We start from the raw sequence: 22087 nt of genomic DNA on the forward strand, positions 1-22087 counted from the left end.
AGGCATCATTGGCGCGAAAGCGCCTCCACAGGATCGAGTTGGGCAGCACGGCGCGCCGGCAGAAAGCCGAACAGCACCCCGATGAGCGTGGAGCAGCTGAACGCGGCCACGATGGACGACACCGAGAACACCATGCTGAAGCTGCCTCCGCCGAGCGTATCGAACGCCCAGCCGATCATCAGTGCCAGCGCAATGCCGCCGAGCCCGCCCACCAGACACACCAGCACGGCCTCGATCAGGAACTGCCGCAGAATGTCGCTCTGCCGCGCTCCCACTGCCATGCGCACGCCGATTTCCTGCGTGCGCTCGATCACCGACACCAGCATGATGTTCATCACGCCGATGCCCCCCACCACCAGCGAGATCACGGCAATGGCCGAGATCAGCAGCTTCATGGTCTGGGTGGTCTTCTCGACCGTCTGGCGGATGCTGTCGGAGTTCTGGGTGAAGAAGTCCTTGGAGCCGTGACGCTGGGTCAGCAGGCTGATGATGCCCTCCTCGGCCGCGCTGCTGTCGGAGCCGTCGGCCACGCGCACGGTGACCGAGCGCAGATAGTCCGTGCCCATGAGGCGGTTCATCACGGTCGAATACGGCAGCCAGATGTTGAGCGCATCGGAGTTGCCGAAGGGGCTGTCCTTGGGCGCCGTCACCCCCACCACCCGCGCGGGCATGCTGCCGATGAGCAGCACCTTGCCGAGGGGATTCTCGTCATCGCCAAAGAAGGCATTGCGCGTGTTGGGGTCGATCACCGCATCCTGCAGCTCGCGCCGCACGCTCTCGTCGGTGAACGAAGCGCCATCGGCAATCTCGTAGCCGCGCACGCGGAAGTAGCTCTCGCCCACGCCATTGATGGTGGCCGTCTTGCTCACGTTGCCCCGCAGCACCGTCTTGCTCGTGCTCACGTTGGGCGAAACGCTGTCCACATACCCCAGCTTGGAGAGCGCGGTCGCATCGCCCGGCTTGAGCGTGCGGATGCGCCCGGCCGTGCGGTCGCCAAAGCCGGTGCCCGGCATGATGTCGATGGTGTTGGTGCCCATGCTGGCAATGTCGGCCAGAATCTTCTGCTGCGAGCCGTTGCCCAGCGCCACCACCGACACCACCGAGGCAATGCCGATGATGATGCCCAGCATCGTCAGCAGCGTGCGCAGCTTGTGGCCCACCATGGAGCGCACGGCCATGTGCAGTGCCTCGCCGAACTGCGCCAGGCTCGCGTGCCAGCCCGGCTTGGGCGGCGGCACCGGCTCGTGCGGCTTCTGCACGATGCCGGGCTGGTCCTTGTTGAGGTAGTCGCGCACGATCCGGCCATCGGTGATCTCCAGCACGCGCTCGGCCTCGGCCGCCACCTTGGCATCGTGCGTCACGAGAATGATGGTGTGGCCATCGGCATGCAGCTCCTTGAGAATCTGCATCACCTCATGCCCGCTGGCCTGGTCGAGCGCCCCGGTCGGCTCGTCGGCCAGGATCACGTCGCCCCCGTTCATCAGCGCCCGGGCAATCGACACCCGCTGCTGCTGCCCGCCCGAAAGCTGCCCCGGCTTGTGGTCGAAGCGCTGCCCCAGCCCCAGCCGCGTCAACAGCTCCTCGGCACGCCGTGCCCGCGTGCCGGCATCGACCCCGGCATAGATGGACGGAATCTCCACATTGCCCACCGCCGTCAGGTCGCCCATGAGGTGATAGCGCTGGAAGATGAACCCGAAATGCTCCCGCCGCAGCCGCGCCAGCTCGTCGGGCTGCATCTCGCGCGTCTCCTTGCCCGCCACGCGATAGCTGCCGCGCGAGGGCCGGTCCAGACAGCCGAGAATGTTCATCAGCGTCGACTTGCCCGAGCCCGACGGCCCGATGATCGCCACCATCTCCCCGGCCCGGATGGTCAGGTTGATGTCCTTGAGCACGGCCACCATCTCGTCGCCCGCCGGAAACTCGCGCACCAGGTTGTGCACCTCCAGCAGCGGATGACGGCTGTCGTCCTGGCTGAAATCGGCATCGACCCCCACCGGCCCGGAAGATACAGACGCAGAAGCCGCTGCGGGAGCCGACTGCCCCGCCGCTTCTGCAGTGGTGGAGGACGCGGAAACGGAAACAGGAGCGGCAACGGCTGCGCCTTGCACCGCCCCGGCGGCCTCAGCCGACGGCAAGGCAGGCACAGAGGGAGATGCGGGCTCCGAGACCAGCGCAGAGGCTGGTGCAGTGGGCGTCACCGGCACCGCGCCAGCTCCGGTCGCCGCCCCTGCCACCGTCTCAGGAGACAGATCGTCGTGGTTCTTCATGCGATCCTCCCCGTCAGGGAGTCGCCCGGCAGCGCAGCCCATGCCACGCCCCCGGCCAGCAAAATGTGCGGACAGCGGCTCATCGTCAGAACATCCTCGGGCCACGCGTGGAACTCGTGCCGGTGTTGGCGCTGGCATCGCCCACCACCACCTGCTCGCCCTCGGACAGGCCGGACTTCACCTCCGCCTGCACGCGGTTGTTGAGCCCGATCTGCACCGCACGCGGCGTCACCTTCTGCTCGCCCTTCTTGCCCGTCACCACACGCACCGTGTAGCTGCCGTCCTTGTTGCGCTTGCGGCTCAGCGCCCCGGAAGGAACCGTGAGCACGTTCTTCGCCTGCTGCAGCACCACCGTCACCTGCGCCGTCATGTTGATGCGCAGCCGGTGATCCGCATTCGGCACCTTGAAAATCCCGTTGTAATACACCGCCGTGCTGCTCGAACTGTCGGTGTTCGTACCCTCGTAGGAACTCATGTTGATCGGGCCCGGCTCGATGCTCGCGAGCGACGTGTCGTACTTGCGGTCCGGATCCCCCAGAATCGTGAAGTACGCCGGCATGCCCGTCTTGATGCGCGGCACATCCGCTTCCGAAATCTGCGCCTCGATGCGCATCGTGTCCAGATTGGCCAGCTTGATGATCGTCGGCGCAGACTGGCTCGCACTCACCGTCTGCCCTTCCTTGGTCACAATCGCCACCACCGTCCCGTCCGACGGCGCCGTGATGCGCGTATAGCCCACGTTGGCCTGCGCCGTCTCCACCTGCACGCTGTACTGCTTGATCAGCGCATCCGTCGCCTTCACATCGGCCACCGCCGCATCCAGCGCCTGCCTGGCGCTTTGCATGTCGGCCTGACTGCCCGCGTCATGTTCGTACAGATACTTCTGCCGCGTGTAGGTCTGCTGCGCCAGCACCAGCGTGCTCTGCTTGGACGCCTTCTGTGCCTTGTAGTTCGCCACTGCCTCCTGTGCCGCAATCAGGCTGTTGTGCTGCGTGGTCGAGTCGATCTGCGCAATCAGCTGCCCCTGCTTCACGTTGTCGCCCACCTTGACGTAGAGCTTCTTGAGCTGCCCCGACACCTGCGAGCCGACATCCGTGAGCTGCGCTGCCTGAATCGCCCCCGTGGCCAGCACCGAATCCTCGATGTCCCCCCGCGTCACCGTGGCCGTAATGAGATTCGGCCCCGGCTTGGGTGCGAACCACTGCCGATAGACCAGCCAGACCACGGCCGCGATCAGCACCACGGCAATGACCGTCCACCAGGGATGCGTCTTGATTTTTTTCCACATGATCGGGAGACAGAAAGAGATGAAAGAAGAAGAAAAAGAGGAAGGAGAAGAAGAACCCCCCTTCATCCCGCGCCCCAGCCACCACGCAGGCCCCAGAGTCACCCCCAGAAGCCCACCAGCCAGCCGCCAGGCTGCACAGGAACATTGTGACCGATCCCGCAGGAGGCAAAAGGTTCCTCTGCCTCATCAAAAAATACAGAGGTTGATTCAGTTTTTGCGCTGTGATTGCCCATTGTCAGCCCACAGGCACCCGTGTTCACCTCGCACGGGCAAGTGGGTCGCAAACACCCTTCTGAGGGCGGGAAGGTCACGCCTGCGCCTCATCCCTGCGCCCACAAAGATCGGGGGCTGATGCCCAAATATGGAGCACATCGGCACAGCTGCAAAAGCAGGCGTTTTATGACCACAAGCCTCAGGAACCCATAGGGATGCTGGCCGCGTTCCAGCGCAAGCGTTTGGGCATCACTCGCAACATGGAGACACACCCACTACGGCCCAGCCCACCACTTGACCGAGCGGGAGTGTAGGCCTACTACCAGCGGCCAAGCAGAACTACAGGAAAGCAGAGGGACCATACCCAAAAATACAACCTTAGTAGTCAAATAATTTGCATGAATTTACCTTTTGTTGGTAGCATGTTCCATGCATGGACATCTTCGACGTCTACGTTTCGACATGAATGCAGATCATGCAATAAAAATCGTGACAAACTCCCACATACATTTCTTTCATACAACCATGAATAAAATATCTGGCAGATATTCTCATGAACACCACTGACCACAAAAAAAACAGATCAATAGCAAAGAAATTTGCTTTTTTGTTTTTTCTTCTCCTGATGTTGATCATGCCTTTTTTCACATTAATGATTCAGTACAAAAACAGGGATGGAGAATTTTGGAACAAATACATTGTGGCAGATTATTTTTTTTGGGCAGCTCCAATATTACTGCTTGAATTCCTGGCAATATGGAAAAAATTCCGCACACATGCTCTTATTGGAATTCTTTTTTTAAACAACTTACTTCAAATAAGCGTCATTGCATTTTTTAATTCACATCCATCCGATGATGATGCCCTGGCCATGGGACTCATTTACCCCATGGCCTCCATATTTATTTCATCAATATTCATGTTCATTTGGCTATTTTTCTCAAGAGAAGAAAAAAGCAATGCCGATGGAAATAATGTCACCTGAAAATCATTTATTCATGATTTCATCAAATATTCACTAAAATAAAATGCGATGGCATATACGGTAACAATTTACGTGGCGGCGCCCGGCACTCCTCTGAAAGAAGGTGGCACTTCTATGCCTGGGCATATGTATTACGTGACGAGCAACGGAGAGAAAAAAGAGTCCTATGGGTTTGCCCCCATCCATCATGGTTCTGTTCATGGCTCTGGAAAGAGGTATGACAATGACTTGGAAAATTATCGCAATCCACATTACTCCCGCACCATCGAAATCACAAAAAATCAATACGAAAAATTAAATGACTTCGGGAAAAATCCAGAAAAATATGGATTTGATACAACCTACGGTCCTGCAAATAATTGCGTAGACTATGTATGGAAAGGACTTAATTTATCTGGAATGCATGCACACGTAGGCACACCAACTCATGGAAAATACATTGATGGTTCAGGGGCATTACGTCCAAACTACAACATCCATGCCATTCGCAGCATCGATTCTCCTCTAAAAAGCAGCCCACTCAATGCCGAGCATTTCAACAAAGAACCAAAGATTGAAATCTATGAAGATCCCCTGCGCTGGTTATTAAGCGAAGAAGAAAAAAATACACCGAAAACAACTGCTGTTCATGAAACCGAACTTCTAGCGAGACACAGCAATTCTGCGATAGTCACTTTCCACGACCGGGTGCAGAACGAATCCACGCTAGCCAGCTATTCCGAAACGGACCGTTCCCGCATAGCCGCAGCCGCTTGCCTGGAATGCCAGAAGACCGGCAAGAACATCGCAAGCATGACCGAAGTGGAGTGCTACGAATACAAGGGCAAGGCCATATTCCTTGCGGACGATCCGGTGAAGGCCGCCCACAACCCCTACATCAGCAGCGCAGCGGTAGATGTAGCCAAGGCTGTAGATACTCCGGTACAGGACAGTCTGAACCAGATGCAAAGCGTGCACATCGCACAAGTCCAGGCCCAGGAACAAGCCCAAACCCGCGCAGCCGGCGGCCCCGTTATTTCCTGAACTCTTCAAGAAATGCCATGAAAACTTCCGTCCATGCGACGGTGCTTGCTACTGCATGGCTACTTTCCAGGTCCAGGAATCGCCATTTACGTTCCATGCATCCTTGCACGTTCGGTCACCCTCTCGCAGTTGCGTTTGACTTTGCTCACTGTGACAGGCTCACAGCGGGACCGCTTCCACAGGTGTGCCCCATGATGAGCCACAAAAAACCCGCACAGCAACCAGGTCGCCATGCGGGTGTGAATCATGCAATGGGGGCTGTGCCCCTTGTGGTGTAGTTAGGCATGCATGGTGCCTGTCTCCTCGAAACGCTGGTGCCACGAGAGGGCCTCGGGCAGGAGGTGGGGGGTGTGCTTGCCGTGGGAATCACGGAGCGCACGTTCGTAGTAGTCGCTGATCTGGTCGCGGTAGCTGGGGTGGGCGCACTTGTCGATGATGAGGCGGGCGCGCGCCTTGGGGGCGAGGCCGCGCAGGTCGGCAAGGCCCTGTTCGGTGACGAGCACCTGCACGTCGTGCTCGGTGTGGTCCACGTGGCTGACCATGGGGACGATGCAGGAGATGGTGCCACCCTTGGCGGTGGAGGGAGTCATGAACGCGGAGATGTAGGCGTTGCGGGCAAAGTCGCCGGAGCCGCCGATGCCGTTCATGATGCGGGTGCCCATGACGTGGGTGGAGTTGACGTTGCCGTAGATGTCGGCCTCGATCATGCCGTTCATGGCGAGCACGCCGAGGCGACGGATGATTTCGGGGTGGTTGCTGATTTCCTGCGGGCGCAGCATGATCTTGCTGCGCAGTTCTTCGAGGTGTTCCTTGAAGTACTGGAACTTGGGCCCGCTCAGGCTCACGGCGGTGGCCGAGGCAAAGGCGAGCTTGCCGCTGACGATCATGTCGAGCATGCCGTCCTGCAGCACCTCGGTGTAGGAGGTCATGTTGTTGAAGGGGCCCTTGTTGAGCCCGGCGAGCACGGCGTTGGCGATGTTGCCCACGCCGGACTGCAGCGGCAGCAGGCTGGGGGGCAGGCGGCCGACCTTGACTTCGTGCTGGAAGAAGTCGAGCAGGTGCTCGGCGATGCGCTCGGAGTCGGCATCGGGCTCGGAGAAGGCGGTGTTGCGGTCGCTGGCATCGGTTTCGACCACGGCCACGACCTTGGCAGGATCGACGCGCAGATAGGCATCGCCGATGCGGTCGCTGGCGCGCGTCATCATGATGGGCTGGCGGTTGGGCGGAACCTGCGTGCCGTAGTAGATGTCGTGCATGCCCTGGAGCGCGAGGCTCTGGTGGCTGTTGACTTCGAGGATGACCTTGTCGGCCTGGTCGAGCCAGGTTTTGTTGTTGCCGATGGAGGTGGAGGGCACGAGGGAGCCGTCTTCCAGCACGGCGGCCACTTCGACCACGGCGACGTTGAGCTTGCCGTAGAAGCCGAACCACACATACTGCGCAACGTGCGACAGGTGGATGTCGGCGTACTGCATGGTGCCTTCGTTGATCTTGTGGCGGCAGATGGGGTCGGACTGGTAGGGCAGCCGCATCTCGATGCCGTTGACCTTGGCGAGGGCGCCGTCGAGTTCGGGGGCAGTGGAGGCCCCGGTCCAGACGCTGATGCGGAAGGGTTCGCCGCGTGCGTGGGCGCCTTCGATGCGGCGGGCGAGTTCCAGCGGAACAAGCTTGGGCGCACCGGAGCCGGTGAAGCCGCTCATGCCGACGTTGTCTCCGGGCATGATGTGGGCGGCTGCCGCTTCGGCGGACATGATTTTTTGACGGAACGCAGGGTGCAGGACGCGCGAGGAAGCTGTCATGGCATGGAACTCGGTTGCGAGAGAGAGCCGGCGACCAAAATCAGGAAGGATTGCAAGGCTGGCCAGCCGGTGCGGTGCTTGAATCTCCTAGGGGTTTCCCTCTTCGTGGAAACCCTCAAAGCCAGAAAATTCTAGGCAGGCAATCCTACCCTCTGCTTACAGATTGAACGCAACTGGACGCAAATTCCATGCGGAATTACCCCTCATCTGGCGGCATTTTTATGCTGCAATGCAGCATCTGCGCTTATCTTGCACTGCAGCACGCAAGAAAAAACCGCCGGCAAGCGGCGGTTGAGAGGGGTGGGGCGGAGGAGGTGAACCGGGCCGCCCCGGGAGAAGCGCAGGGCTTGCTCAGGCAGCGGCCACCGTGTCGCCATCGACGGCGGAGAGCCAGTACTGCGCGTTGAAGGGGCTGCTCATGCGCAGCGCCATGGGGGTGACGTCCACGATCTTGTCGGTGGGCATCTTTTCCTCGGATTCTGCTGCCTCGACTTCGGCAGCTTCTTCATGTTCGGCGTGGGCCAGGTGCGCCCGTTCTGCTTGGCCAGCGTGTGCAGAACGGGCTACTGAAAAGAATAGAAGCACCTGAAGGGGACCTTGCGGTCCGACCAGTAGTCGGCGGCATCACGGAAGATGTCGAGCAGCTGCTCGCGGCTTTCCTTGTCGAACTTGGCGTTGGTGGGGATCTGTTCGAGCACCACGATGAAGCCGGGCTGGGGGCCAGACTTGTGCAGGGGGTCGGTGATGCAATCGTAGAGGGCGTCGAAGTTCTTGCCGTAGTGGGCAGGCAGGTTGAACTGTTCGCCGAGCAGGTCGAGCACGTCCTGCTTGGTGTGGGCCTCTCCGAGGTTGGCGTACAGGAAGTGCTGACCCAGGCGGGCTGCGGTGGCCTGCAGGTCGGGCACCCGGAATGCCCGGATGGACTGGACGATGTTGCTGCGCACATTGCCCAGGAGGTTGTCGTGCATGGTTGCTTCTGGATTCACGGTGATTTCGGGCGACCGGGTAAGAGGCCGCCCCCTTGGTTACGTTATGGCTCTATCTTCTGGAAACTCGCGTAGTGGTCGGCGCTGTAGTAGCACGCGTCCGGCTGCTGTCTGGGGCCACCGCACACGATGCGGCGCGGGCCCCGGTTGCGGGCATCGGGTTCGGCCACGGTGTATTCGCGGTAATAGCCACGCGGGTGGGCGGGCAGAATGCGTTCGCGGTTGGCAAAGATGACGCCGTCCTTGTCGAAGGCGTAGGGGCCTCCGCCAAGGATGGCGGCATAGACCTGCTGGCCGCGCGGCGGCAGCTGGGCCAGGGCGATGGTGGAGCCACCGGAGGGCAGCAGCGCACGCGCTGCGGGTGCAGCCCAGCGGCCGCGCGATGCAGCAGCGGCAGGCGCGGTGGCGTGCGCCACAGAAGAGGGAACGGGAGAGGAGGGCGCCTGCTGCTCGCGTGGAGAGCAGCCCGCCCACAGCACGGACAGGGCCGCGAGGAACGGGAGCACGAGGGCAAGGGAGGCCCGGAAGCGTCCCTGCTGCGTTCTGCTGCTGCCCGGAGCCTGGCGCGGCGCGCGGCAGCCTGTGGGCAGTTCGGCAGTCTTCGGGGCGGTGGGAGCCATGGGCAGGGAGTAACGCAAAACCTGTGCAGATGACCATGGCGGCATCTGCGGATTGTTCTTTTGGAAGGCCCGCATCCGGCCCGTGAAAAGGCGGGGCGGGGCAGGTGTTTCGGGGCGCAAGTTTGCCCCAAACGTCTCGAAAGATCAATACTTTCGCTGCATTGTGGGGGCCTGTGCATGGGTTACGGCAAAAGCTTGCAGGGGGCAGGGGGATGTGCTATTGCGCCGCATCATGGCGACCCGATCTGCAGCATGGAACGACGGGAGACAGGGCCGGCGGCCGGTCTGCTGGGTGTCCGGCAAGGGCCGGGGGTGGATGGAAGGCGGAGGGTGGGCACATACTATGCACATGGCTTCCTTTTTCGTGCGGCATGGCCGCAATCTCCGGGGCACGGATTACGCGGTGGGGGATATTCACGGCTCCTTCACGGCGCTGGCCGCGATGCTGGAGCGGGTGGGATTCGATCCGGCACGCGACCGGCTGTTTTCGCTCGGCGATCTGGTCAACCGCGGGCCGGATTCGGCACGGGTGCTGGAGTGGCTGGACAAGCCGTGGTTCCATGCGGTGAGCGGCAACCACGATTTCATGGTCTGGCGCGATGCGGCGGGTGATCCCTACCCCTATGTGGATCACCGCGAGCATGGCGGAGGCTGGTTCGCGCGGCTGCCGGCGGGCGAGCGCCGGCTCATTGGCCAGCGGCTGCGCGCGCTGCCGCTGGCAGCCGAGGTGGAAACGCCCGACGGGCCGGTGGGGCTGCTGCATGCCCAGTGCCCGACGGATGACTGGGACGATGTGCGCGAGGGCCGCCTCTCGCCCGAGCAGTGGCACACCTGTCTGTGGGCGCGCACGCGCTACCGGGCGCAGGACCCGGCCGTGATTGCCCATGTGCGGGCCGTGGCGCACGGCCACACCACCATTGCCGAGGCCCGCCGGCTGGGCAACCGCCACTATCTGGACACGGGGGGCTGGATGCCGGGGCAGGGGCATTTCACGCTGCTGAACCTGCACACGCTGGAGACGGTGAAGGAGCCGGATGCACCGTCCCTGAAATAAGAAGCGGGGGTGTGAGCAGGACCAAGGACAGCCCCTGTCCCGGGACGACCCGAGACGGATCAACACCAGACGAGACAGGGCCCCTGACTCCCGGAAGGTTCCGGAAGGGCAGGGGCCCTGCAGATCCAGCAGCCGGTGACTGCCCGACGCCCACGATGGACGCCGGCCAGCGATCACGCTGCCGGAGGGACTGTAGCGGCTCAAAGGCCGTCGGCGTAGGCACTCACGGGCACGCAGCTGCAGAACAGGTGGCGGTCGCCGTAGACGTTGTCGATGCGTCCCACGGGCGGCCAGTACTTGGCCTGGGCGCCGACGCTGCCGGTGTGGCGTGCCGCCGCGATGTCGCGCGGGTAGGCATGGGGCCAGTCTCCGGCCAGGAGGCTGTCGGCGGTGTGCGGGGAGTGCTTGAGCGGGTTGTCGTCCTGCGGCCATTCGCCCTGTTCGACGCGGCGGATTTCGTCACGGATGGCGAGCATGGCGTCGATGAAGCGGTCCAGCTCCTCGCGGGTTTCGCTCTCGGTGGGCTCGACCATGAGGGTGTTGGGCACCGGGAAGGACAGTGTGGGGGCATGGAAACCGTAGTCCATGAGCCGCTTGGCCACGTCTTCGGCCATGACGCCGCTGGTGTCCTTGAGCGCGCGCAGGTCCAGGATGCACTCGTGTGCCACATGGCCGCTGGCGCTGGCGTACAGCGTGGGGTAGGCGTCGGCCAGGCGGGTGCTGATGTAGTTGGCACTCAGGATGGCGGCCTCGGTGGCATGGCGCAGGCCGTCGGCGCCCATCATGCGGATGTACATCCAGGAGATGGGCAACACGGAGGCGTTGCCGTAGGGAGCGGCACTCACGGCACCGCCCTGGCTGGGTACGCCGCCGGTGCGATGGCCGGGCAGGTAGGGAGCCAGATCGGCCACGCAGCACACGGGACCCACGCCGGGACCGCCACCGCCGTGGGGGATGCAGAAGGTCTTGTGCAGGTTGAGATGGCTCACATCGCCGCCGAATTCGCCGGGAGCGGCCACGCCGACGAGTGCGTTCATGTTGGCGCCGTCGACATAGACGCGGCCACCGTGGCGGTGCACCAGCTCGCACAGCTCCTTGACCTGGGTCTCGAACACGCCGTGGGTGCTGGGGTAGGTGATCATGACGCACGCAAGGCGGTCGGCGTACTCGGCGCACTTGGCGGCCAGGTCGGCCATGTCCACGTTGCCCTGGGCGTCGCACGCGACCACCACCACGTCGAGCCCGGCCATGTGTGCGCTGGCGGGGTTGGTGCCGTGGGCACTGCTGGGAATGAGGCAGATGGTGCGGTGTGCATCGCCACGCGCGGCGTGGTAGCCACGGATGGCCAGCAGTCCGGCGTACTCGCCCTGCGAACCGGCGTTGGGCTGCAGGCTCACGGCGGCATAGCCGGTGGTCTGGGCCAGCCAGGTGCAGAGCTGGTCATTGAGCTCGGCATAGCCTGCCAGCTGGTCGGCCGGGGCGTAGGGGTGAAGGTTGGCGAACTCGGGCCAGGTGATGGGAATCATCTCGCTGGTGGCGTTGAGCTTCATGGTGCAGGAGCCGAGCGGGATCATGCTGCGGTCGAGCGCCAGGTCCTTGTCGGAGAGCATGCGCAGGTAGCGCAGCATGCCGGTCTCGGAGTGGTAGCGGTGGAATACCGGATGCGCCAGGTAGCCGCTGGTGCGCAGGAGGTCTTCGGGCACGAGGGCCGGGGCGCTGGCGTCGAGGGCGTCGATGTCCGGCAGGGCGGCACCGTCCTGCCCGAAGATGCGCCACAGCAGGGCGAGGTCGTCACGGGTGGTGGTTTCGTCGAGCGACACGGCGACCAGATCGGCGGCCACGCGGCGCAGGTTGGCGCCCAGGGTCACGGCACGCGCCTGCAGGCGGTCGGCCTCGGCAGCGCCCACGCGCAGGCAGAGGGTGTCGAAGGCGCTGTCGTGGTGGTAAGCGGTCCAGCCCAGGCTCACCAGGCCGGCCTTGAGGATGGCGGTGTAGCGAGCCACGCGGCTGGCGATGCGGCGCAGGCCGTCGGGGCCGTGGTAGACCGCGTACATGCTGGCAATGACGGCAGGCAGCACCTGCGCCGTGCAGATGTTGCTGGTGGCCTTTTCGCGGCGGATGTGCTGCTCGCGGGTCTGCAGGGCCAGCCGGTAGGCGGGATTGCCGTGCACGTCCTTGCTCACGCCGACCAGACGGCCCGGCATGGAGCGCTTGTAGGCATCCCGGCAGGCCAGATAGCCTGCGTGGGGGCCACCGGCACCCATGGGCATGCCGAAGCGCTGGGTGGTGCCCACGACGATGTCGGCTCCCATCTCGCCCGGCGCCTTGAGCACGGCAAGGGCCAGCAGGTCGGCCGCGAGGATGAACGCTGCGCCCTTGGCATGGATAGCCTCGGCCGAGGCGCTCCAGTCGGCCAGCCAGCCGGTGCTGGAGGGGTACTGCTGCAGGGCTGCGAAATAATCGTCCCCGGCCAGGGCCTGCCACCATTCCTCCTGGCTGCGCAGAAGGCGCAGGGTGAGGCCCAGCGGCGCAGCGCGGGTCTGCAGCACCTCGATGGTCTGGGGATGGCAGTCGGCCGACACCAGCAGCACCTGCCCCTTGGCCTTGACGGAGCGGCGCGCCAGGGTCATGGCCTCGGCGGCGGCGGTGGCCTCGTCGAGCATGGAGGCGTTGGCGATCGGCATGGCGGTGAGATCGCTGATCATGGTCTGGAAGTTGACCAGCGCTTCCATGCGGCCCTGGCTGATTTCGGCCTGATAGGGCGTGTAGGCGGTGTACCAGGCGGGATTTTCCAGAATGTTGCGCAGGATCACGCCAGGCAGGAAGGTGCCGTAGTAGCCCTGTCCGATGAAGCTGCGGAGAACCTGGTTGCGGGCTGCGATGGTCTTGAGCTCGGCCAGGGCGGCGGCCTCGGTCGTGGCAGGCGGCAGATCCATGGGGGCGGCACGGCGGATGGTCGCCGGCACGATGGCGTCCATCAGCGCGGCACGGCTGGCCACACCCACGGCGGAGAGCATGTGGGACTCGTCGGTGGCGCTCAGGCCGATGTGGCGGGCGACGAATTCGGAGGGATTTTCAAGAGCGGCAAGCGTGGGGGAGGTCATGTGCGCACCGGAGAAAGGGAAGGGGCAGAGAGCGCCCCGGCACCAGGCGGGGACGTCAGGAAGAAACGGCCGTGCAGCCGCAGGCCCTCCCGCAGCGGCGGAAGGAGCGGCACCTCACGGCAGGGCACAGCCAGCCGGCACCCGCGCAGGATGCCGGCGAAGGGCCCGGGAGCTGCCTCAGGCAGCGTCTGCGAGGCGGGTGTAGGCGGTGGCGTCGAGCAGGGCGTCGAGCTGGGACGGATCGGCAAGGCGCACCTTGAAGAACCAGCCGGCTTCCATGGGGTCGCTGTTGGCCAGGGAGGGGTCGTCACGCAGGGCCTCGTTGACCTCGGTGATCTCGCCGGACACCGGTATGTAGACATCGGCGGCAGCCTTGACGGACTCGACCACGCCAGCCACGGCCTTCTGGTCGTAGGACGTGCCGACTTCAGGCAGCTCGACGAACACCACGTCGCCAAGCGCATCCTGCGCGTGGTGGGTAATGCCGACGGTGGCGATATCGCCGTCGACCTTGATCCATTCGTGGTCGGGGGTGTATTTGATGGTCATGTGTAGTCTCCGCAAGACGAGGACAGGAAGAAAGGAAGAGAAGAAAGGAAAGAAAAGATTCCAAGGGGGCCGCAGCCGCAGCGGGGCTCGCAGCCCCTCCCTGCCTGTGCCGGCCGCGCCATGCGCCGGGCGGACACGAGGCAGGAGAGTCGGAGCGCTGGCCCAGCCGGCGCCCCTGCGGCCATCAGCCGCGGTAGTACCGGGTGGGCACGAAGGGCATGGAAGCCACCACCATGGGCACCGGCTTGCCACGCACGATGGCCAGCACCTCGGTGCCAATGGCGGCAGAGCCAGCCTGTACATATCCCATGGCAACGGGCTGGTTGAGGCTGGGGCTCAGCAGCCCGCTCGTGACATGGCCGATGGGGGTGCCGTCTGCCGCCTGCAGCGGGGCGGGCTCGCGCACCGGCACGCGCTCACGCGCCACCAGCCCCACGCGCACGCGCTCGGGCGGAATGCGGCCATCGAGCTGGTCGAGCACGATGCCGGCACCGGGGAACCCGCCTGCACGCGCGCCACCGGTGCGACGCACCTTCTGGATGGCCCAGGTCAGGGCAGCTTCCACCGGCGTGGTGGTGGTGTCGATATCGTTGCCGTACAGGCACAGGCCCGCTTCGAGGCGCAGGCTGTTGCGTGCGCCCAGACCGGCGGGGCGCACTTCGGGCTCGGCCAGCAGCGCACGGGCAAAGGCCTCGGCCTGTTCGCCGGGCACGGAAATCTCGAATCCGTCCTCGCCGGTATACCCGCTGCGGGTGACGAACAGATCGACCACGCCCCAGCGGAAGCGACCGCCCGTCATGAACACCAGCGATTCAACCCCGGGCACCAGGCGCGACAGGGCCGCGACGGCCTGCGGCCCCTGCAGCGCAAGCAGGGCCTGGGTGGGCAGGGGCACCACTGTGCAGCGCGCGCCGATGCGGTCCTGGATATGGGCGATGTCACCGGCCTTGCAGGCGCCGTTGACGATGACGAACAGATCCTCGCCCGTGTTGACGAACATCAGGTCGTCGATGATGCCGCCTGCATCGTTGAGCAGAAGGCCATAGCGCTGGCGCCCCGGAGCCAGACCGACCACATCGACGGGCATGAGGGTTTCGAACGCGGCAGCTGCATCCGACCCCACAAGGCGCAGCTGTCCCATGTGAGACACATCGAAGAGACTGGCCGCCTGGCGGGTGTGCTGGTGCTCGGCCAGCAGGCCGGCGGGATACTGCACCGGCATGGAGTAGCCGGCAAAGGGCACCATGCGGGCACCGAGTTCGAGGTGCAGTGCATGGAGAGGGGTGAGGAGCAGGTCGGTCGAGGGAGCAGACATGGGAGATCTCCGGTGGGGACTGCGGAATCCGTCGTTGAAGGGGGCGGCCGATCCGTTGCGCCATGCAACGGCGTGCGGCAAGCCGCTCACCCCGCTGTCCACTTTACCTGAGAGATTCGCCGGCACGATGGTCGGCTTGCTCCTTCGGTGGCGGTGGGGTGTCGCTCCCCACGCGCGCTCTCCAGCGAAGAACATTCCCGCCTGGGAATGGCTGCCAGTCCTGGTGCCTGAGCGTTGCTGTGCGCCTTCGGCGGTCCGGCTGATCGATGTACGCTCCCGGACGCTCTCCTGACAGGGCCCGATTATAGGAGGAGGCGCCCCTGCGGCGGCCAGCAATCTGCAGGCGGCCGTGGCGCGCCCGCCGCAGTCGCGGCCCCATCGGCCGCCCATGCCCCCACAGAATTTGTGAACGAGTGCGACGCATGTCACAGAAAGATCGTCCCCGGGGCTTGACGACAGACAGCACAGGCCACTCCACCCCACAATTTGTAGCAATCCTGCCGGCGCCCCCGGCGCGGAACTTTTACCATGGAGGCGTCTGCGATACGGGAGGACTGTCAGGAGCCTGCGTCGCAGGTTCCTGCTAGGTCTATATCCCTTTTCCAAGGAGAACGATGATGAAAAAATGGATCGCCCTGCTGGCCGTGGCCAGCCTGTCTACCCTGGCCACCGGTTGTTCCACGTGGAACGGCATGAGCCGCTCCGACAAGGGTGCCGTGATCGGTGCCGGTGCTGGCGCCGTGGTGGGTTCCAACCTGGGTGACGGCAGCCTGCTCAACACCGTCGGCGGTGCCGCAGTCGGTGGCCTGATCGGTCACGAAGTGGCCAAGTAAGCCGACAGCAGCTGCGCACACACAGCCGGTGCCCAGATGCACCGCACAAGGCGAATCCACACGGGTTCGCCTTTTTTCATGCGCCCAGTCGCTGGTGGTGGCTTCCCTACTGGGCTCCGCAGAGGGATCCGTATCGGTATCCACCGTCGGCGGGGGCAGTGCCCAACCCACAGGTCAACAGGCCTCCCTCATCTCCTCAGCCCGCAAGCAGGCGGGCAGCCCATTCGGGGGGGAGGCCCCAGAGGAGCAGGCTGGTCATGAGCACGTAGCGCACGAACTTGCCGAGGGCCATCCAGCCCATGCAGGGCCAGCCCGGCATGCGCAGCCAGCCGGCCACGGCGCACAGGGGGTCGCCGATGACCGGGAGCCAGGCCAGAAAGCAGGCCTTGGGGCCCAGTCGATGCATCCATGCGAGTGCCCGCAGGTGCACCCGGCCATGCCGGGCTTTTTCGGCGAGCTCGTTGGCACCCAGGCCCATCCACCAGGTGAGCATGCCGCCCAGGGTGTTGCCCAGGGTTGCGACGCCGATGGCGGGCCAGAACAGGTGCGGATTGAGTGCCACCAGCCCATAGACCGCAGGCTCCGATCCCATGGGCAGCAGGGTGGCGGAAACGAATGCCACCACAAACACGGTGCTGAGACCGTACTGGGGCATGGCGAGCGCGTGCAGCAGCGACGTGAAGAAGGCGTCCATGCCGCCGGAGTATACGGGGCACGGCAGTCCCGACAGACTCGGCAGCGGAGTGCCGCGCCGGTCAGTCGGGTGTATGCCGCAGCTTGATTGCGTAAAAAACAAGCAGTACAATCGATCCCCTTTCTCCCCCGCTCGCGCCGTTCGCGCGCGTCGCTCTCCCCCGCCTTTTCCTGTTCATGCAACTCGCCCAGTTCACCCTGCCGAATCGGCTGTTTGTCGCCCCCATGGCGGGCGTGACGGACCGACCGTTCCGCCAGCTGTGCCGGCGCTTCGGCGCCGGGCATGCCGTGAGCGAAATGGTGACCTCGCGCAAGGAGCTGTGGCACAGCCTCAAGACTTCGCGCCGTGCGGACCATGACGGCGAGCCAGGCCCGGTGGCTGTGCAGATCGCCGGCGTGGATGCGGCAGAGATGGCCGAGGCCGCACGCTACAACATCGACCGGGGCGCCCAGATCATCGACATCAACATGGGTTGCCCGGCCAAGAAGGTGTGCAACAAGTGGGCCGGCTCGGCCCTGATGCAGAATGAGGCGCTTGCGCTCTCCCTCATCGAGGCGGTGGTGGCAGCCTGCGCGCCGCACGACGTGCCCGTGACGCTCAAGATGCGCACGGGCTGGCGCCATGACCAGCGCAATGCGCCCCGCCTCGCACGACTGGCGCAGGAGGCAGGGGTGGCGCTCGTGACGGTGCATGGCCGCACCCGCGAGCAGGGCTACGGTGGCGAAGCCGAATACGCCACCATCGCCGCGATCAAGTCGGCGCTGCGCATTCCGGTGGTGGCCAATGGCGACATCGACTCGCCCCGCAAGGCCGCTGCGGTGCTGCGCGCCACAGGTGCCGATGCACTGATGATCGGCCGTGCGGCCATGGGCCAGCCCTGGATCTTCCGCGACATCGACCATTACCTTGCCACGGGCACCCTGCGGGAGCCGCCCACGGTGCGCGAGGTGGGCTCCGCACTGCTCGACCACCTGCGCGATCACTATGCGCTGCATGGCGACTGGGCCGGCGTGCGCAGTGCCCGCAAGCACATCGGCTGGTACGTGGCTGGCCTGCCCGGAGGCGATGCCCTGCGGCAGACGGTGAATGCCCTGGAAGACGCCGAGGCGCAGTGGCAGGCCGTGCACGACTGGCTCGATGCCCTGGGAGAACACCACCTGCACTGGCCCTCGCCAGCCGCCGATGCCGCACGCACCGTGGAGAACTGGCGTCCCGCCACGCCGCGTGCTGCCGCCGGCCCCGATTCAAGAAATACGACAAAGGAAACCGCAATCCCATGGGACATGAACGTCTTGAAGAATGCGTGCGCAGCAACCTGCTGACGTACCTGGATGACCTGCAGGGGCAGGAACCGAGCAACATGTACGACATGCTGCTGCGCGTGGTCGAGAAGCCGCTCCTGGAGCTGGTGATGGAACAGGCACGCAACAACCAGAGCCGGGCCGCGCAATGGCTCGGCCTCAACCGCAACACCCTGCGCAAGAAGCTCGTCGAGCACGGCCTCCTGCCTACCACCGACAAGGATTGACGCCATGGAGCCGCAAGTTCCCGTTCGCCCGCATCCGCTGCCCGTGCCGGGCCCCGCCCCCGATCCGGCCCCGGAGCCCACTCCCGCACCGGACGTGCCCGATCCTGCGGCCCCGCCGGCCTGAGGGGGCGGGAATCCGTTCCGCCCTGGCCTTTTTTTCCTGGCACCTTTTTCTGTCCGTCTGATTTTTTTTCGTTGATTCGTTTCTGGAACCTGAAACATGACCCAACTGACTGCCCTGCTGTCCGTGTCCGACAAGACCGGCATCGTCGACCTCGCCCGTGAGCTGCATGCTCTGGGCATCAAGCTGCTGTCCACCGGCGGCACCGCCCGTCTGCTCGCTGACAGCGGCCTGCCCGTGACCGAGGTGGCCGATCACACCGGCTTCCCCGAGATGCTCGACGGCCGCGTCAAGACCCTGCATCCCAAGATCCACGGCGGCCTGCTGGCCCGCCGTGACCTGCCCGAGCACATGGCTGCGCTGGCCGCACACGACATCCCCACCATCGACCTGCTGGTGGTGAACCTCTACCCGTTCGAGGCCACCGTGGCCAAGACGGGCTGCACGCTGGCCGACGCCATCGAGAACATCGACATCGGCGGCCCGGCCATGGTGCGCAGTGCCGCCAAGAACTGGAAGGACGTGGCCGTGCTGACCGACGCCAACCAGTACGCAGGCGTGATCGCCGAGCTGCGCGACGCCGGCCAGGTGAGCCTGGCCACGCGCTTTGCACTGTCGGTGGCTGCGTTCAACCGCATTGCCCAGTACGACGGCGCAATCAGCAACTACCTCTCCTCGGTTGCGTTCGACGCTGCCGGCATCGAGGGCACGCCCGTGCGTGGCGAGTTCCCCGGCCAGGTCAACCTCGAATTCGCCAAGGTGCAGGACCTGCGCTACGGCGAAAACAGCCACCAGCATGCCGCGCTGTACCGCGAACCGCAGCCGCCGGTGGGCTCCATCGTCACGGCCGAGCAGCTGCAGGGCAAGGAGCTGAGCTACAACAACATTGCCGATGCCGATGCCGCCTGGGAATGCGTCAAGCAGTTCGACGTGCCCGCCTGCGTGATCGTCAAGCACGCCAACCCCTGCGGCGTGGCCATGGGCAAGGATGCCGCCGACGCCTATGCCAAGGCCTTCCAGACCGATCCCACGAGCGCCTTCGGGGGCATCATCGCCCTCAACCGCCCGCTCGACCGCGCGGCAGCCGAGCACATCGTCAAGCAGTTCGTCGAAGTGCTGATGGCTCCGGACTTCACGCCCGAAGCCCTGGAAGTCTTCAAGCCCAAGACCAATGTGCGCCTGCTGCGCATTGCGCTGCCCGCCGGCACCTCCGCCACGGCCAACGCCCACGACTACAAGCGCGTGGGCGGCGGCCTGCTGGTACAGACCTCCGACAGCCACGAGCTCCACCTCTCCGACCTCAAGGTCGTCACCCAGCTCCAGCCCACCGAGCAGCAGCTCCAGGATCTGCTGTTTGCCTGGAAGGTGGCCAAGTTCGTCAAGAGCAACGCCATCGTCTTCTGCAAGGACGGCATGACCATGGGCGTGGGCGCCGGCCAGATGAGCCGCCTCGACTCGGCCCGCATCGCCAGCATCAAGGCCCAGGCTGCGGGCCTGAGCCTGGCCGGCACGGCCGTGGCGAGCGATGCCTTCTTCCCGTTCCGCGACGGGCTCGACGTGGTGATCGACCACGGCGCCACCTGTGTGATCCAGCCGGGCGGCTCCATGCGCGACCAGGAAGTGATCGACGCCGCCAACGAGCGCGGCGTGGCCATGGTGTTCAGCGGCGTGCGCCACTTCCGCCACTGATCTCCCTGACCGGTCCCGCAGGGCCGTGCCTTCCGGCCGGCCCCGCGGCCCTGGCCCATGCACAAAGCCGGCAGTTCCCATCGGGAGCTGCCGGCTTTGTGCATGGGCACACCGCCCGGACACCCCGGGCAGCACAGTGCTGCCCCGGGAACACCCCTTACCGCATGGCGCGGGCCAGCAGCTGCACGTTGTGGCGCACCAGCTGCAGGTAGGTCGGGGCGGGTCCGCCTGCGCGGCTCAGGGCGTCGGAATACAGCTCGCCCTGCACCTGCACACCTGCCTCGCGGCCGAGCTGCTGCACGAGACGCGGGTCCTTGATGTTTTCGACGAACACGGCCTTGATGTGCTCGCGCCGCACCTGCTGCACGATCATCGCCACCGTGCGGGCGGAGGCCTCGCTCTCGGTGCTCACCCCCTGCGGCGCGATGAAGCGCAGCTGGTAGCGGCGCGCGAAATACCCGAACGCATCATGCCCCGTGAGCACTTTGCGCTGGGCCACCGGAATCGGCGCGAACTGCTGGCGCACCCACTGGTCGAGCGCCCTGAGCTGCCCCTCGTAGGCCGTGAGGCGCTGGGCATAGTAGGCACGGCCCGCCGGATCGGTGCGCATGAGCGCAGCCGCCACATTGCGTGCATAGGTCTGCATGAGCACCGGATCGTTCCACACGTGCGGATCGAACACCGCATGTCCGTGCTCGTCGGTCATGCGCGTCGGGGTGATGCCCTGCGAGGCCACGGCCACCGGAATGTGGCTGGAGGCAAAAGCCCGCTGCATCCCCGCGCCCTCGAAACCCAGGCCGCTCAGGAGCCCGAGACGGGCAGCGCGCAGCTTGCGGATGTCGGCCGGGCTCATCTGGTAGACGTGCCCGTCCTGATCGGGACCCACGAGCGTCTGCACGCTCACCCGGCTGCCCCCCACCTCGCGCGCCACATCGCCGAGAATGCTGAAGCTCGCCACCACCGGCATCGGCGCCGCCCAGGCGGCGGCCGCCCACAGACCACAGGCTGCCAGCAGCCCCTTGAACCAACTCGTTTTCTTCATGTCCATTCTCCTCGGTGACAGCGAAGACCGGAATCGCGCAGACCTGCATCCGATGCGTTTCATCGCGCAATAGATGAAAACGGTTATCGTTTGCATTATCATCTGCAGCACCTTCCGATCTGTCTATAATTGCAACACAGTTGCGATAATAGCACCGTTTGTCTTTTCATTTCCGACTCTGCAAGGCTCCCCATGTCCCTGACATCCCTCCGCTCGCTGTCCCGTGCACTCCTGGTTCCGCTCGCCCTTGGCGGGGCGGGGCTGGCCGCTTCGCTGCCCGCACAGGCCGCCCATCCGCTCATCACCGATGACACCGGCACCCAGGGCACCGGCCACTGGCAGTTCGAGCTCAACACCGACCAGACCCGTGTGCGCGACGAGGACGGAACTTCCACCCACACCCAGGCCGTCAATGCCACCCTGACGCGCGGCATCACCGACACCCTGGATCTGGCCATGAACCTGCCCTACCAGCACCTCCGCACGGATGGGGACGACGCGGTCAGCGGCGTGGGAGACATCACGGCCCAGGCCAAGTGGCGCTTCCACGAGGCCGGCAACTGGTCATTCGCCCTCAAGCCGGCCGTCACCCTGCCCAGCGGCAATGCCTCGAAGGGGCTCGGCACCGGCCGCAGCACCCAGGCGCTCAGCCTCATCGGCCAGTACCAGAACGGCCCCTGGACCTGGCTCACCAATGCCGGCGCCACCCACTACGACAACAATCAGGGCCTGCGCACCGGCCTGTGGAGCGCCTCTACCGCCGTGCTCTATGCCCCCAGCGAGCGCTGGAGCCTTGCTGCCGACGTCGGCGCGAGCCGCAACCCGGATGCGACCGGCCCCTCCACGCTGTCCTATGCCCTTGCCGGCGCCATCTACCACTGGGGCAAGAACGTGGACCTCGATGTGGGCTACCGCCAGAGTCTGCAGAGCGGCCCCATCGAGCGCACCCTCGGCGCCGGCGTGACCATGCGCTGGTAAGC

General features: G+C 64.7%; 18 protein-coding genes and 2 riboswitches. Of the genes, 8 read left to right on the plus strand and 10 right to left on the minus strand.

Annotation, left to right across the window (positions count from 1 at the left end; all coding sequences use genetic code 11):
• Window positions 1-5: 5 nt before the first annotated feature.
• A complete protein-coding gene (locus tag ACP2WS_RS07930) occupies window positions 6-1901 on the minus strand; it encodes a MacB family efflux pump subunit (RefSeq protein ID WP_374494078.1) in 1896 nt (631 codons plus the stop codon).
• Window positions 1902-2352: 451 nt separating this feature from the next.
• The gene (locus ACP2WS_RS07935) at window positions 2353-3555 is read right to left on the minus strand and encodes an efflux RND transporter periplasmic adaptor subunit (protein ID WP_426460312.1); all 1203 of its coding nucleotides are present in this window, start codon (window positions 3553-3555) and stop codon (window positions 2353-2355) included.
• 766 nt (window positions 3556-4321) lie between these two features.
• Here ACP2WS_RS07935 and ACP2WS_RS07940 point away from each other — a divergent pair.
• Together ACP2WS_RS07940 and ACP2WS_RS07945 are read left to right on the plus strand one after the other, a co-directional pair.
• Window positions 4322-4753 carry a hypothetical protein gene (locus ACP2WS_RS07940; RefSeq protein WP_426460313.1) on the plus strand — a complete coding sequence of 144 codons (432 nt, stop codon included), beginning with the start codon at window positions 4322-4324 and terminating at the stop codon, window positions 4751-4753.
• A 48-nt stretch (window positions 4754-4801) separates the two neighbouring features.
• Window positions 4802-5776 carry a hypothetical protein gene (locus tag ACP2WS_RS07945; RefSeq protein ID WP_426460314.1) on the plus strand — a complete coding sequence of 325 codons (975 nt, stop codon included), beginning with the start codon at window positions 4802-4804 and terminating at the stop codon, window positions 5774-5776.
• Between the two features lie 278 nt (window positions 5777-6054).
• On the opposite strand, the gene ACP2WS_RS07950 is transcribed toward ACP2WS_RS07945, so the two are convergent.
• From ACP2WS_RS07950 to ACP2WS_RS07960, 3 genes are all read right to left on the minus strand, one after another.
• Complete coding sequence (locus tag ACP2WS_RS07950; RefSeq protein WP_374493353.1) at window positions 6055-7572, minus strand: acetyl-CoA hydrolase/transferase family protein; 1518 nt, start codon at window positions 7570-7572, stop codon at window positions 6055-6057.
• Between the two features lie 563 nt (window positions 7573-8135).
• Window positions 8136-8540: a barstar family protein gene (locus ACP2WS_RS07955; RefSeq protein WP_374493351.1), complete on the minus strand. Its 405-nt coding sequence runs from the start codon at window positions 8538-8540 to the stop codon at window positions 8136-8138.
• Window positions 8541-8602: 62 nt separating this feature from the next.
• Window positions 8603-8905, minus strand: a complete 303-nt coding sequence (locus ACP2WS_RS07960; RefSeq protein ID WP_374493368.1) for a ribonuclease domain-containing protein — start codon at window positions 8903-8905, stop codon at window positions 8603-8605.
• Between the two features lie 622 nt (window positions 8906-9527).
• On the opposite strand from ACP2WS_RS07960, the gene ACP2WS_RS07965 reads away from it, so the two are divergent.
• The gene (locus ACP2WS_RS07965; protein WP_426460315.1) at window positions 9528-10232 is read left to right on the plus strand and encodes a metallophosphoesterase; all 705 of its coding nucleotides are present in this window, start codon (window positions 9528-9530) and stop codon (window positions 10230-10232) included.
• 200 nt (window positions 10233-10432) lie between these two features.
• Here ACP2WS_RS07965 and gcvP read toward each other — a convergent pair whose 3' ends face one another.
• The 3 genes from gcvP to gcvT form a co-directional block, all read right to left on the minus strand.
• Entirely contained in the window at window positions 10433-13336 is a 2904-nt protein-coding gene (gene gcvP, locus ACP2WS_RS07970; protein WP_426460316.1) for an aminomethyl-transferring glycine dehydrogenase, read from the minus strand.
• Between the two features lie 177 nt (window positions 13337-13513).
• The gene (gene gcvH, locus ACP2WS_RS07975) at window positions 13514-13885 is read right to left on the minus strand and encodes a glycine cleavage system protein GcvH (RefSeq protein ID WP_426460317.1); all 372 of its coding nucleotides are present in this window, start codon (window positions 13883-13885) and stop codon (window positions 13514-13516) included.
• Between the two features lie 184 nt (window positions 13886-14069).
• Window positions 14070-15200 carry a glycine cleavage system aminomethyltransferase GcvT gene (gcvT, locus tag ACP2WS_RS07980; protein WP_426460318.1) on the minus strand — a complete coding sequence of 377 codons (1131 nt, stop codon included), beginning with the start codon at window positions 15198-15200 and terminating at the stop codon, window positions 14070-14072.
• A gap of 84 nt (window positions 15201-15284) precedes the next feature.
• Window positions 15285-15395, minus strand: a riboswitch (glycine riboswitch).
• A 10-nt stretch (window positions 15396-15405) separates the two neighbouring features.
• Window positions 15406-15501, minus strand: a riboswitch (glycine riboswitch).
• Window positions 15502-15817: 316 nt separating this feature from the next.
• On the opposite strand from gcvT, the gene ACP2WS_RS07985 reads away from it, so the two are divergent.
• Window positions 15818-16033 carry a glycine zipper 2TM domain-containing protein gene (locus ACP2WS_RS07985; protein ID WP_374493341.1) on the plus strand — a complete coding sequence of 72 codons (216 nt, stop codon included), beginning with the start codon at window positions 15818-15820 and terminating at the stop codon, window positions 16031-16033.
• A 196-nt stretch (window positions 16034-16229) separates the two neighbouring features.
• Here the strand turns inward: ACP2WS_RS07985 and ACP2WS_RS07990 are convergent, their stop codons facing one another.
• The gene (locus ACP2WS_RS07990; RefSeq protein WP_426460320.1) at window positions 16230-16727 is read right to left on the minus strand and encodes a YqaA family protein; all 498 of its coding nucleotides are present in this window, start codon (window positions 16725-16727) and stop codon (window positions 16230-16232) included.
• 176 nt (window positions 16728-16903) lie between these two features.
• On the opposite strand from ACP2WS_RS07990, the gene dusB reads away from it, so the two are divergent.
• From dusB to purH, 3 genes are all read left to right on the plus strand, one after another.
• On the plus strand, window positions 16904-18049 hold the full coding sequence (gene dusB / locus ACP2WS_RS07995; protein WP_374493335.1) for a tRNA dihydrouridine synthase DusB: 1146 nt from the start codon (window positions 16904-16906) through the stop codon (window positions 18047-18049).
• A complete protein-coding gene (locus tag ACP2WS_RS08000; protein WP_374493334.1) occupies window positions 18004-18255 on the plus strand; it encodes a helix-turn-helix domain-containing protein in 252 nt (83 codons plus the stop codon). Before dusB ends, ACP2WS_RS08000 begins: the two co-directional genes overlap by 46 nt.
• 220 nt (window positions 18256-18475) lie before the next feature.
• Window positions 18476-20065 (plus strand): bifunctional phosphoribosylaminoimidazolecarboxamide formyltransferase/IMP cyclohydrolase, encoded by a 1590-nt coding sequence (gene purH / locus ACP2WS_RS08005; protein WP_374493332.1) that lies wholly within the window; start codon window positions 18476-18478, stop codon window positions 20063-20065.
• Window positions 20066-20222: 157 nt separating this feature from the next.
• Here purH and ACP2WS_RS08010 read toward each other — a convergent pair whose 3' ends face one another.
• Entirely contained in the window at window positions 20223-21107 is an 885-nt protein-coding gene (locus ACP2WS_RS08010; RefSeq protein ID WP_426460321.1) for a metal ABC transporter substrate-binding protein, read from the minus strand.
• A gap of 192 nt (window positions 21108-21299) precedes the next feature.
• Here ACP2WS_RS08010 and ACP2WS_RS08015 point away from each other — a divergent pair, with 192 nt between their 5' ends.
• Entirely contained in the window at window positions 21300-22085 is a 786-nt protein-coding gene (locus ACP2WS_RS08015; protein ID WP_426460322.1) for a transporter, read from the plus strand.
• Window positions 22086-22087 lie beyond the last annotated feature (2 nt).

The organism is Brachymonas moutaii (nom. illeg.), assembly GCF_049977365.1.
In the GTDB taxonomy this organism is placed as follows: Bacteria; Pseudomonadota; Gammaproteobacteria; order Burkholderiales; family Burkholderiaceae_C; genus Brachymonas.